14 protein-coding genes are annotated in these 12,926 nt (G+C 27.8%); 7 read left to right on the top strand and 7 right to left on the bottom strand.

Annotated features, from left to right (window positions below; all coding sequences use genetic code 11):
- Positions 1-11: 11 nt before the first annotated feature.
- The 5 genes from BBIDN127_RS01730 to BBIDN127_RS01750 are packed head-to-tail and all read right to left on the bottom strand — an operon-like array spanning position 12 to position 4,271.
- Positions 12-962 carry a hypothetical protein gene (locus BBIDN127_RS01730; RefSeq protein WP_014023595.1) on the bottom strand — a complete coding sequence of 317 codons (951 nt, stop codon included), beginning with the start codon at positions 960-962 and terminating at the stop codon, positions 12-14.
- Between the two features lie 32 nt (positions 963-994).
- Positions 995-1,483, bottom strand: coding sequence for a CarD family transcriptional regulator (locus BBIDN127_RS01735; RefSeq protein WP_014023596.1), 489 nt, complete (start codon positions 1,481-1,483; stop codon positions 995-997).
- Between the two features lie 39 nt (positions 1,484-1,522).
- On the bottom strand, positions 1,523-2,116 hold the full coding sequence (locus tag BBIDN127_RS01740) for a hypothetical protein (protein ID WP_014023597.1): 594 nt from the start codon (positions 2,114-2,116) through the stop codon (positions 1,523-1,525).
- A complete protein-coding gene (locus tag BBIDN127_RS01745) occupies positions 2,109-2,843 on the bottom strand; it encodes a 16S rRNA (uracil(1498)-N(3))-methyltransferase (protein ID WP_044054952.1) in 735 nt (244 codons plus the stop codon). The genes BBIDN127_RS01740 and BBIDN127_RS01745 overlap by 8 nt, the downstream gene beginning before the upstream one ends.
- A 3-nt stretch (positions 2,844-2,846) precedes the next feature.
- Positions 2,847-4,271 carry a S41 family peptidase gene (locus tag BBIDN127_RS01750; protein ID WP_014023599.1) on the bottom strand — a complete coding sequence of 475 codons (1,425 nt, stop codon included), beginning with the start codon at positions 4,269-4,271 and terminating at the stop codon, positions 2,847-2,849.
- A 64-nt stretch (positions 4,272-4,335) separates the two neighbouring features.
- On the opposite strand from BBIDN127_RS01750, the gene BBIDN127_RS07980 reads away from it, so the two are divergent.
- The 5 genes from BBIDN127_RS07980 (at position 4,336) to mgsA (ending at position 9,401) form a co-directional block, all read left to right on the top strand.
- Entirely contained in the window at positions 4,336-4,761 is a 426-nt protein-coding gene (locus tag BBIDN127_RS07980) for a hypothetical protein (protein WP_071983337.1), read from the top strand.
- Positions 4,762-4,764: 3 nt separating this feature from the next.
- Complete coding sequence (locus BBIDN127_RS01755; protein WP_014023600.1) at positions 4,765-5,907, top strand: MinD/ParA family protein; 1,143 nt, start codon at positions 4,765-4,767, stop codon at positions 5,905-5,907.
- Entirely contained in the window at positions 5,907-6,893 is a 987-nt protein-coding gene (gene lgt, locus BBIDN127_RS01760; RefSeq protein ID WP_014023601.1) for a prolipoprotein diacylglyceryl transferase, read from the top strand. Before BBIDN127_RS01755 ends, lgt begins: the two co-directional genes overlap by 1 nt.
- A 20-nt stretch (positions 6,894-6,913) precedes the next feature.
- Entirely contained in the window at positions 6,914-8,926 is a 2,013-nt protein-coding gene (gene pdeA / locus BBIDN127_RS01765; RefSeq protein ID WP_014023602.1) for a cyclic di-GMP phosphodiesterase PdeA, read from the top strand.
- Between the two features lie 94 nt (positions 8,927-9,020).
- Positions 9,021-9,401: a methylglyoxal synthase gene (gene mgsA, locus BBIDN127_RS01770; RefSeq protein WP_014023603.1), complete on the top strand. Its 381-nt coding sequence runs from the start codon at positions 9,021-9,023 to the stop codon at positions 9,399-9,401.
- Positions 9,402-9,453: 52 nt separating this feature from the next.
- Here mgsA and p22 read toward each other — a convergent pair whose 3' ends face one another.
- Positions 9,454-10,038: a lipoprotein P22 gene (gene p22, locus BBIDN127_RS01775; RefSeq protein WP_014023604.1), complete on the bottom strand. Its 585-nt coding sequence runs from the start codon at positions 10,036-10,038 to the stop codon at positions 9,454-9,456.
- A gap of 125 nt (positions 10,039-10,163) precedes the next feature.
- On the opposite strand from p22, the gene BBIDN127_RS01780 reads away from it, so the two are divergent.
- Together BBIDN127_RS01780 and BBIDN127_RS01785 are read left to right on the top strand one after the other, a co-directional pair.
- On the top strand, positions 10,164-11,540 hold the full coding sequence (locus BBIDN127_RS01780; RefSeq protein ID WP_014023605.1) for an aminopeptidase: 1,377 nt from the start codon (positions 10,164-10,166) through the stop codon (positions 11,538-11,540).
- Positions 11,541-11,547: 7 nt separating this feature from the next.
- The gene (locus BBIDN127_RS01785) at positions 11,548-11,826 is read left to right on the top strand and encodes a PTS transporter subunit EIIB (RefSeq protein ID WP_014023606.1); all 279 of its coding nucleotides are present in this window, start codon (positions 11,548-11,550) and stop codon (positions 11,824-11,826) included.
- 33 nt (positions 11,827-11,859) lie between these two features.
- Here BBIDN127_RS01785 and BBIDN127_RS01790 read toward each other — a convergent pair whose 3' ends face one another.
- The gene (locus tag BBIDN127_RS01790; RefSeq protein WP_014023607.1) at positions 11,860-12,918 is read right to left on the bottom strand and encodes an NAD(P)H-dependent glycerol-3-phosphate dehydrogenase; all 1,059 of its coding nucleotides are present in this window, start codon (positions 12,916-12,918) and stop codon (positions 11,860-11,862) included.
- Positions 12,919-12,926 lie beyond the last annotated feature (8 nt).

Below are 12,926 nucleotides of genomic sequence, written 5' to 3' on the forward strand. Positions count from 1 at the left end.
AGCCTTAAGAATTAACTACCCTTATATAAATTATTGTCTAAATCTTTGCTGATTTTAATATATTCTGAAACAAAGCCAAATAAATAGGTAGAAAAGAAAGTTAAAACACAAAAAACAAAAGGAATAAAATCCGAGATTATGCTCTTTCCTATTATTACATTGTAAATCTTGGGAAACTCAATCGAATAGACATTATAAATTTTTAAAAAAAGTATAATAAAAATGGGATAAAGAAACATTGCAAAACTATTTGAAAAAATAAGATTAAAAACATAAGAAAATGCAAATAACAATAAAGAAATTCCCAATATATTGAAAATTAAATTTAAATAATTGAGTGAGAGTAGAAAATTATTCAAAATTTTTAAATCCCCAAAAAGAAAATCAACAAAATTATTATAAATCTTTTGCTCTAAAAAATTATTCTCAACAAAATCAATCTTACTAGAATCAGAAAGATTTGATTGGTAAGAAAAACCTTTATCTCCTTTATCATTCTCTGAGACAATTAAAACCCCATTAAAACCATAAAATCCAGGCTTATTACTAGAAAATATTATTTTATCATTTAAAAAATGAACAACCTCATCTTTAAGGACAAAAGTATCATTTCTATTACTATTAATATAGTAAGAATGAAAACTATGACTAACCAAAAATCCTAAATAAGAAAACAATAAAATAAGAACAAAGATAATAAAATAAAAATAGGAAGTCTCTCTAGCTGATTTTAAAACTATCCCATAAAAGGAACAAGATATTCTCATAAAAGTAACAACAAGAGATAAAGGGAAAGAATAAATATAGGCATTGTAATAAAGGCTATAGCTAAAAATAGAAAAATTAAAATACAAAAACTTATATTTTAAATAAAATGTACATATAAACATTAAAGAAAAAAGGCAAAATATTAAGATAAATCTACAAATCATTAAAAAGATCAATCTTAACGAATCAAACACAGCAAATCCTCCCCCTCGAAAATTGAAAAATTTTAAGCCTTTTTGTTATCGACCAAAATATTTTTAATCTTCTTCTTAGCCTCTTCAAAGCTAATTTGCAAAGCTAAGCTAATCTCGTGTTCCAATATTAACTCAAAATCATTCAAAATCCTTTTTTCGTAAAAGGGCAGTTCCTTTTGAGTAGATTTTTTATATAAAAATTTATATAACTTTGCTGTATCTAAAATATCGCTTTTTTTATAAAATTCATGACCACCATCTTTTATTTTTTTTGAATCTATTTGACCTTCAAACTCTTTAATAACATCAAAAACTTCTTCTACCTTTTCCCTGCTAACCAAAGCTCTAATTCCAAAATCGTCAACTTTAGCAACAGGAACCATAAAAATCATATCATTAAATGGAAAATATATTTCATAGTAATCAATAATCTCACCATTAAACTCTTTAGTCCTAATATCCTTAATCGTACCTACTCCGTGCATTGGATAAACTACTGATTGATTTAGCAAAAATGCCATACTTACCTCATAAAATATAGATAATTATAATTTAAAAGCTCATAAAAAAACGCTTAAATTGGTTCTGATATTAAATTTATTTTCATAAAATAAATCTTCAAGATATCTATCATTACAAAAGCTTATTATCACACTAGGAGTAAGTTTATTAATATTTGCAAAAAACATCTCTTTATTTCTCTTTACAGCTTTTAAATCATAATACCCAATAAAACTAATTTCTTTATGAGATTCTTTCAGTCTTAAAAACTTTTTCTTTGAAATCACTTTATCCTTGTCAATAATATAACATGTTTTATGGGCATTTTCTAGTATTTCCATTAAAATGAGAAGAACTGTATTTGAATCATAACAGTCAATATTGACTCTTTTAAAAATCCTACAAAAAAATCTTACAATCTTGGAATTTAAAAAAACAAGAGAAGAATTTTTAATGTGATTTCTAAACTTTTTAAAAATTAAAGCCTTTAGAAAAGCTTTAAGCCCAATAAAAATTACTATTGAATGATAAGGGTGCCCCGAAAGGTAGGCAAATCTGCTTATAAGCTTGCTGCGACTATCAAAAACATCTATAGGCACACCTAAAAAATAAAATCTGTCTGGTTTTGAATATATATCTTTTAAATTAGCCATTATAATCCCCTAACAATGCCTTAAAATAAGCAAGTGAATAAACAATGGCCGTATCTGCTCGTAAAATTGGAGTATTAAACCTTACAAAATTAAAACCTTTCTCCTTAAAAAAGACAATTTCTGACTCCGAAAAGCATCCTTCAGGACCTATTATAATTCCAATTTTGCCAAAATTGTCAAAACTTTCATTCTTGCTTAAAATCATTCCGCTTGGATGAGCAACATAATATCTAGTAGTGCAAGAATAAGGTAAATGAAAAAAATTATTATAAAAATTAATTTTAGGAACAATTTTATTACCACTTTGCTTTAAAGCTTCATCTATTATTTTTGAAAATCTTAAAATTTTGGCAGATGCATTGCCTATATCTATTTTAGATACAGAACGATCTGCATTAATAATATTAATTTCTGAAACTCCAATCTCAACAACCTGTCTTAACACCAAGTCTATTTTCTTACCCTTTAAACTAGAAATAAAAATACCTATCTCAAAATTATTTTTTTCAATTTTATCTATTTTATTGGTAGTAAATTTAATAAAATTACTACCAATCTTTACTATTTCTGAAACCCTTAATTCCTTATCTTTTAAAAGAATGTTAAGCTTATCGCCCTTTTTAAGTCGTCTTACATTAACAAGATGATGATATATTCTTGCATCTTTAACAATAATAAAATCGCCTGCTAAACAACTCTCACTCTCATCCAAAACAATTTGCTTCACAATTTAATTACCCAATTTAGACAAATACTCACAAGCTGTTTTTAAAGCTTTGTCATAATGTAAATTATAAATTGGCAATTCTTTATTATTGTCTTGATAGTAATTAAAAAACACATACTTGCCTAAAAATTCTTTATCAATTTTATATTTTGGATTTTCTTTGACAAGATTTTCAACAAAAACATCAATCTCTTGTTCTGTAATGGATTTTTTACCCTTCAAAAAGCCTTCTATTAGCTTTTTATCAAAAATTTCTTTATATATTAATGCTTCTTCCTCAGAAAAATCTGGGGATTTTATTTCCAAATCAGGCGCAATTCCAACCTTATGAATACTCTTTCCAGATGGAGTATAATATTTTGAGCTTGTAATTTTAAATCCACCAGTATAAAAAGGAACCACATGCTGAATAAGCCCCTTGCCATAAGACTTTTCCCCTATAATATAGGCTCTATTATTATCTTTTAAGGCTCCTACAAAAACCTCTGATGCTGAGGCTGATGATCTATCTATTAAAGCAACAATTTTTATATTTGCGGGCAAAACTTGTTTTGAACTTGCCTTATAATCAATAGGCTTGCTAGAATTTCTTGATTTTGTGGAAACAATAATTCCTTTAGATAAAATATCATCCGCCATTTTTATAGCTGCCTGAAAATATCCCCCAGTATTAAGCCTTAAATCTAAAATCAAAGATTTAATATTTTTATTCTTAAGATTATCTAAAGCTTTTCTAAAATCTACAGAGGTGTGTGGATTAAAGCTTACTATTCTTATATAACCAATATCTGAATTAATAACATCATACTTGATTGTTTGTATTTCTATCTTTTCTCTTGTAAGTTCAAAATTCAATGTTAAATTTTTTCCCCTAAGAATAGATACTTTCACTTTTGTGCCCTCTTTGCCTTTTAAAAGATCAACAACTTTATCTACTTCCATAGAATAAACACTCTTGCCATCAACAGCGGTAATACAATCTCCAGATTTAATTCCAGCCTTATAAGCCGGGCCCCCTTCAAAGGGTGTAACAATAGAAACACAAGCGCTATTAGGATCAAGATTTTTTGCCTCGTCCTTATCTTGAGAATGCATTTTTTTTATTATAGAAATTCCAATGCCAACATAATCTCCTACTGTTGTTTTTGAAATTTCTTCTAAATCCTTTTTTGTCAAATATTGAGAATAAGGATCATCTAAGGCTTGAAATATTCCTTTTAAAGCACCTTCAAAAATTACTTCATCGCTTACAGGATCAACATAATTTTCTTTTACAAATTCAAAAGCTTGAATCATCATCTGCTCATAATTTGATCTTGATAATTTATTATTAGACTCATCAAAAGCAAAAATAGATTCAACAATTACTAAAGAGCTTATACCTAAAGTCAATAAAAAATATACACATATTAAAAATTTATTTTTCATTTATTCATTCCTAATGCAAAAATTAAAACTTGATTTTATTTCCATAATATAATATTTTAAAACTATGTTAAACTCACATCCTAAAAAAAGACAAAGCCTTTACAGAGCAGGACTTGTTGTTTTACAAATTCTTGAAAGCCTTTTAATTTTAGCATTATTATACCAAGCCATTAATAAATTAATTTTCATTAATAATTACTCCATAAAGTTTATGTTAACATTTATCTTATATTCACCTGAATTTTTCATGGCCAATTTAACAATTTATTACTTTATCTACGAAAAATTTAAAATTCTTCACAGCACCATAGTAATAACTAAAGTATTCCAAATAATATTAACATTATTATTATTTATCCTAGGATTTACTTTTAAAGTATACGTCTACCAAACCTCTCTGGCCATACTTTTAGGAATTACGGTAATTTACCTAGCATTTAATGCAACAATATTAGTACTAATTAAAGCAAAAATAAAAAACCCGGAGTAAAGTTTGATTATTATTCCTGTAGCCAGTGGTAAGGGGGGAGTTGGCAAATCCCTTTTCTCAACAAACATAGCAATTTGCCTGGCAAACGAAGGAAAAAGCGTATTACTTGTTGATCTTGACCTTGGAGCATCAAATTTGCATTCAATGTTAAACATTATACCCAAAAAAAGCATAGGGACGTTTTTAAAAACAAAGATTAATTTCTCAGACATTATTATTCAATCTGGAATTAAAAATCTAAACTTCATTGCAGGAGATTCTGACATTCCAGAACTTGCTAATATAGCTGCTTCTCAAAAAAAAACCATAATAAAAAATTTAAAATCTTTAAAATATGACTACTTAGTGATTGATCTTGGAGCAGGAACAGCTTTTAATATCATAGACTTTTTTTTAATGTCAAAAAGAGGAGTAATAGTAACAACACCAACAGTAACAGCCACAATGAATGCATATTTATTTCTTAAAAATATAATATTTAGACTGTTATCAAGCGTGTTTAAAAGGGGAACAAAAGGAAATGAAATTCTCATAACAATAAAACAAAATTCAATCGATCTTCAAAGGGTTTATATACCTAATTTGCTGTTAAAGCTTGAAAGCGAAGATCCTGAAAATTATTTTAAATTTAACAAATTGTTTAAGACAATTAGTCCTTTTATGATATTTAATATGCTAAAAGCTCCCAAAGACATTGAAAAAACCGAAAAAATAATAAAATCGGCAAAAAACTATTTAAGCATAAATTTACAAAGTATTGGAGCAATCTATAAAGATGAAATGGTTGATCAAGCTTTAAACAGCAAAATCCCCATCACTATATACAAGCCCACAAGCCCAACCTCTAAAAGCATAAAAAAAATTGCAAAAAAATTAATCGAAATTGAAGATTTAACAAATGATGCTGAGTTTTTAAACGAAGAAGATTTAAATGAAAGTTATGATTTTGTACTAAAAGAAGCTCAAGAAGAATACATTGAAAAAATTGAATACCTTGAATCGTTAATAAAAAACAAAACAATAGAAAGTAGCGAAATTATTGATATAATAAAATCTCAGAAAAGAGAAATCGAAACCTTAAGAAAACAAAATATGTTATTTAAAAAAAAGCTTTTTGAAAAGCTTGAAAAGGCTAAGGAGGTCTAATGCCAAATTACATAAACTACCCAAGTTGGTTACATCCTGAAGTGATTCAAGGCATACCAATTACATGGTATAGCCTATCTTATATTTTAATCATACTAATCTCTTACAAGTTTATTTGGTATCAAATACAATCAGACAACATTGATATCAAAAAAGAAGATTATGAAACATTCATGTTCTCACTTGTACTTGGAGCAATTTTAGGAGGCAGATTGGCATCTACCTTGGTTTACGATAAATCGGGAATTTATTATTCTAATCCTTGGTTAATCCTTTTGCCATTCGATCAAAATTGGAATTTTACAGGCTTTAGAGGTATGGCCATCCATGGTGGTTTTTTAGGGGCAATAATTGCTCCTTTAATCATAATAAATACAAAGCTTAAAAATACAAATGTTCAAAAATATTTTCTAAAACTAACAGACTATGGATCAATAGCTTTCTCTTCTGGATACATACTTGGAAGACTTGCTAATTTCGCAAATGCAGAACTTTATGGAAGAGTAATGAAAGGGGGAATAATATTTCCCAATGCAGAACCATTTAACACAAATATGCCGGGTGTAAAAGAATTTGCATCATCAGTAGGGCTTGAAATTTCGCCTCATGATCTGCTAATCAACCTCCCAAGAATACCTTCTCAACTTATTGAAGGATTTTTCGAAGGGCCTGTAACTTTTCTGTTGCTGTGGTTTTTATTTAGAAAAATCAAAAAATATGATGGATTTATTTTTGGTGTATATGTAATGCTTTACGCTTTTTTCAGATTCTTTATTGAATATTTAAGAGAGCCAGACAAAGAACTTGGATTTATAATAAACTATAAGCCAATTAAAAGTTTGTCTGAATTTTCCTTTTTAAACATATCAATGGGACAAATCCTCTCACTAACACTAATGCTCTCGGGCTTAATCTGGATAATAGTAACTAAAAAAATTGCAGATAAAAAAATAAAAAATACTACCAATTTGGCATTCAAAAATTAAGAAAAGAGCAAGCCAATAAAATGAACGGGGTTAATAATTATCAAAATATAAATTCAGTTATAATCTCTAAAAAAGAAATTGATGTTAGAGATCTCATAAAGCTTAAATCCATTTTTAACTTAATTCAAATCGTAAAATCTGAAAAAGCTTTATACAGCGAATATGTAAAACAAAATAATATTAAATTCGCTATTATTTATAATTATGAAAAACCAATAGATTTTTCAATAAACATTGCAAATGGATTAAAAAATGCAAACAAAATACATTCTATTATAATTAGCAATGAAAAATTTGATGATGAATACTTAAAACTTAATCATATTGAAATAATAAAAGATATAAGCGAATTAGAATATAAACAAAGCTTAATACATCAAAAAAAGCTATTTTGCGACAATAAAAACACAACTCTGGATTTCTTTTTAAATTTATCAGAGCTCATAAAAGAAATAGTAATCATCACAAACAACAAGAATGAAATTATTTATATCAATGAAAAAGGTAGTAAAAATCTTAATCTTCCAATGAAAACCTCTGGAAATATAATAAAAGTAACCGACATAGATATCAGAGATTGGGAAAAATTAGAAAGAATAGATTTAAGTTACCGCACAAACTCTATTCCTGAATTTAAAAATATATTAATAACCGATTGTCTTTTAACTTTAAAAAATAACAAAAAACTACATGTAGATATATTTATTAGCACAATCGCTCAAAACAATATCGATAAATTAATAACAATTAAAGAAATATCAAGCCCCAACGAAATAGAAAACTATAAATACCTAGAAATTATTGATTCGCAAGACGAGATTCAAAATGCCAAAGAAATTGAAAAATTACTAGTAAACCATATGGATATTTATAAAAAAAAAAGAATATATTTGCTTAATTTAGACGTATCCCTAACAGCAGAATATGAATACAAAGAAGATCAAGAAAAGCTTAATATAAAAATACTTAAAATAATGTATTCAAAAATAATGTCATTATACTCTGAATATATTTTTAAACTAAAACACAACAATTTCATAGTAATCATATGCACAAGTGGTGGTGAAAAGCAAATAATCTCAATTGCCCAAAAAATCAAAAAAACAATTGCATTGGCATTTAAAAAAGAAGATATTATTATATTTAAATTCAATATTGGAATAATAGAGGTAAATTTAAAAGAAAACTTAGAATTAAAAATCCCCAAATTAATGATGGCTACAAAAATATCGTCGGAATACAAAGACTCTAATCCCACTATATACAAAGAAGAACTGCCAGAAGCGGTGATTTTAAAAAATCAAAACAAAATCTTTCAATATATACTCAAAGCAATAAAAAATGATTTTTTTACTCTTTATTATCAAAAAATAAATCCACTTAAAAAGAACTTAAAGCCTAAAATAGAAATCTTGACAAGACTTTTTGACCACATGGGCAGACCAATTCCAAACAATCAAATTTTTAACTTAATAGACAAATATAATTTAACTGTTGAGGTTGATACATTGGTGGTTAAAAAGGCTTTAAGAGAATACAAAAGCTTTGTATCAAAAAATGGAATTCACATTTTCTCAATTAACATATCTCCTTATTCACTAAAATCTCAAAACTTTCGAATCTTTTTAAGAGATACTTTATTGAAAAGCCAAATCCCACTTCAAAATATATGCTTGGAAATAACAGAAACTGGAATTCTTGAAAATTTTGAAATAATAAACAAATATTTTCAAGAATTAAAAAGTTTTGGAATCAAACTAGCACTTGATGACTTCGGAAGCGGACATACATCACTCTCATATATTAAAACACTACCAATAGACTTACTTAAAATAGACGGATCTTTCATAAAAGCAATAAACTCTAGTGAAATAGATTTTGTAATAATAGAATCTATTAAAAAAATAGCAGATACAAAAAATATAAAAATTATTGCCGAATTTGTGTATAATGAGGAAATATTAAAAAAAATAAATGAACTAGAAATAGACTATGGGCAAGGATTTTTATGGCACAAACCAGAACCAATATAAATTCTAAAAAAATTGAAATCTAAAAATATACTTATGACTAAATTTTATTAAATTTCAATAAAAATTATTTTACATTGGAAAAGGAATAAAAGTGATGGAAAAAAAAATAGCATTAATTGCACATGATAAAAAAAAAGAAGATTTGGTAAATTTTGTCAAACAAAACTATCTCTTCTTATCCAAATTCAAGCTTATTGCAACAGGAACAACAGGATCTAAAATCCAACAAGCTACTAATCTTACGATTATTAAATATAAATCGGGACCTATGGGAGGAGATCAGCAAATTGGAGCTGAAGTAGCTGAAGGAAATATCTTGGCTATATTTTTCTTTAGAGATCCCCTAACAAGCCAGCCTCACGAACCAGATGTGTCAGCTCTTATTAGGCTTTGCGATGTACATAAAATACCCCTTGCAACTAACGTAAAAACAGCAGAAATTTTAATAAAAGGACTTGAGAGCTTGAGAGCTTGATTTTAAAATAGGCTTTAATCTAAATTAAAGCCTAAAAAATCAAAAATATAAATTAATTCGTTAACATAGGTGAGATTTTTTCAACACCTTCGATAATATAATTAACAGATTCAAGGAAAGTCTTGGCATCTGAATTATTCTCATCAACTGTAATTTCTAATTTTGAATCTTTAATATTAAGATCTTTAAAGGTGCCAACAAGATCACTTCGAGCACCATGTACATTACTATTTATAATCTTTTTAAAGTCAGAGGTAATCCCAACAAAAATAAACGCTTCTTTTCCAGAGATATTAATTGGAGCTTCTCCTGCATAAATATTGTCATAAAAATAAACTATTAACTTTGCGCCCTCTTTTGAAGGTATTGTTTGAAAGTGTCCATCTTCTTCAGAAAAATAAAAAACCTTTATATTTTTTCCCAAACTTTTTCGATCTTTTTTTGAATGAACTACTCCCATAGCATGAAAAACGTGCCCAATAGTATGTTCATCTATTTTAGAATCATCAAGCTTAGCAGATTTATCCGTTTCTTGCTCTTCAACATATTCATTTGAACTGTCTTTTGAAGCACAGGCACTTATTAAAAAAAATAAAAACAATAGCAAATAGTTTTTCAAAAAACCATTTTTATACATAAAAATTCTCCCTTATAATTTATTAATCATATTAAAATTAAAAGTAAGTTTACAATAAATAATTTATTTTGTACACACTTTAAAAACAATTAAAATGTTAAAATGAAACAGGAGGTCTTATTAATATGAAAAAACAAAATCCATGGATACTTTTAAATGAAGAAGAAAAAAATCAAATTTTCAATTTTTCCGAAAGTTACAAAAAATTTATAAGTAAATTTAAAACAGAAAGAGAAGTTACAGCCTATGCCCTAGATAAAGCAAAAAAATTGGGGTTTGTAAACGCTGAAGAGAAAAAAAATTTAATGCCAGGCGATAAAATTTTTTACACCTGTAGAGAAAAATCTGTTGCTTTTGCTATTATTGGCAAAAATCCTATTGAAAATGGAATGAATTTCATTGTTTCTCACACAGATTCACCAAGACTTGATGCAAAACCTTCACCAATATCTGAAGAAAACGAACTTACATTTCTTAAAACCAACTATTATGGGGGAATAAAAAAATACCAATGGTTATCTACACCCCTTTCAATAAGAGGTGTGGTATTTTTAAAAAATGGAGAAAAGGTTGAAATCAATATTGGAGACAGTGAAAACGATCCTGTCTTTATAATTCCCGACATTTTGCCTCATCTTGATAGAAAAATACAAAGAAATAAAAAATCAGATGAAATTGTTGAGGGTGAAAATCTAAAAATTTTAATTGGGAGCCTGCCAATCGAAACAAAAGAAAAAGATAAAGTCAAAATGGCAACTTTGCAACTAATAAAAGAAAAATACAAAATAGAAGAAGAAGATTTCGTATCATCAGAAATTGAAATAGTGCCTGCAGGAACAGCAAAAGACGTTGGATTTGACAAAGCTTTAATTGGCGCTTACGGACAAGACGACAAAATATGTGTTTACACTTCGCTAGAATCCATATTTGATCTTGAAGAGACTCCAAACAAAACAGCCATTTGCTTTCTTGTAGATAAAGAAGAAATTGGTTCAACAGGTTCAACCGGACTAGACTCAAGATATCTTGAATATTTTGTTTCTGATATGATCTTTAAAATTAAAAAATCAGAATACAGCAATCTTCACGTACAAAAAGCTTTGTGGAATTCAAAAAGCATTTCTGCTGATGTTTGCGCAGCAATAAACCCACTATTCAGCTCGGTTCATGACGAACAAAATGCTCCCCAACTTGGCTATGGAATACCCATAATGAAATACACAGGACATGGTGGAAAAAGTATGGCCAGCGATGCTGATGCTGAACTTGTCTCTTATATTAGGCAATTATTAAATAAAAACAATATAGACTGGCAAGTAGCAACTCTTGGAAAAGTAGAAGAAGGCGGCGGTGGAACTGTTGCCAAGTTTTTAGCTAGCTATGGAATAAGAACAATAGACATGGGACCTGCTGTTATAAGTATGCATTCTCCAATGGAAATAACTTCTAAATTTGATTTATACAATGCTTACTTAGCATATAAAGCCTTCTACAAGGAATAAAATTGCTATGGTAGATTTAGAAAAAACAAATAAAATCAAAGTAGCAGAGCATATTGTAGAATGCTTTGGAGGAATTAAAAATATTAAAAATATACAAAAAGATCTAACAAGAATAAAAATTTTAGTAGACAGCAGTTCTTTAGTCAAAAGAGACGATTTAACAAAAAATGACAACATAATAGGAACTATCAAATCTAATGAACTTACAGAAGTTGTAATGAATTTTGAAATAATCGAAGATGTTTATAATAAAATTTTATATATGATGAATGATCAAAAACAATAAAGCCTCTGCAGAGGCTTTATTTTATTGTTCAACTTATTGTCTAACATCTCTCATATACTCAATAACAGATTTAGGCTCCAGTTCTTTATTCAAAATTTTATATATAACGCTTAACAAACTATTGGAATTAAGATCACGATTTAATTGTTTAAAAAAGGAAAAAATTGATTTCGCAGCCAAAACTCCCTCTGGCAAATATCCAATTTTTTCAATATTGCTTATCAAATCATCTATACCAAGAAAGTTTTCTAAAATATTTTTGCTCACAATTTCATTGCCAAATCGTCTATTTCTCCCAAACATGCTTCTACAAGTAACATCTAAATCGCCAGAACCAGACAAAAATAAAAAAGTTTCAATATTTCTTCCCCCAAGCTCAATTGCAATGTCCTTTATATTATTCAAGGATATTGAAAATAAAAATGATTCTGTATTACTACCTATTAAATTAGGATAATTCAATTTATAAGCATCCAAAATTCCAAATGCAATTGCAAACACATTTTTTAAAGCTGCTGCTATTTGCACCCCAAAAACATCATTACTATAAAATAAAGAAATTGAAGTTTTACTAAATAAGTTAATAAACAAATATGCATTTTCTCTATTATTGCTAGCCGCAACAAGACCTGTTATCACGCCAAGTCCAACTTCCTCAGCATGACTTGGGCCAACAATATAAGTAATTTCGTCTTTATATCCTCTCATAACTCTCTCGGCAGCTTCAATAACAGTCTGAGTTTTACCATCAAAAGTAATAAACCCTTTTGTAAGTATTGCTAGCTTTGGCTTTATCTCTAAAGAATGTAAAAATTGATTCAATTTTTTTAAAATATCAACAGTAAAAAGAGAAGGCGTTGTAATGAAAATATAATCAGACATTGTTACAACTTCAAACAAATCTGAACTTGCAACTAAATTTTTTGGCAATTTAATTCCCTTTAAATATTTGGCATTAATATTATCATTATTAATGCTATTCTTAACATCTTCTTCAAAAGCCCATAAAAAAATATTAAAATCAAATTTATCTGACAAAGACTTTGCAATAGCTGTTCCCCAAGCACCTGCTCCTATTACTGATATTTTCATAAATACTC

The organism is Borreliella bissettiae DN127 (assembly GCF_000222305.1).
GTDB lineage: Bacteria > Spirochaetota > Spirochaetia > Borreliales > Borreliaceae > Borreliella > Borreliella carolinensis.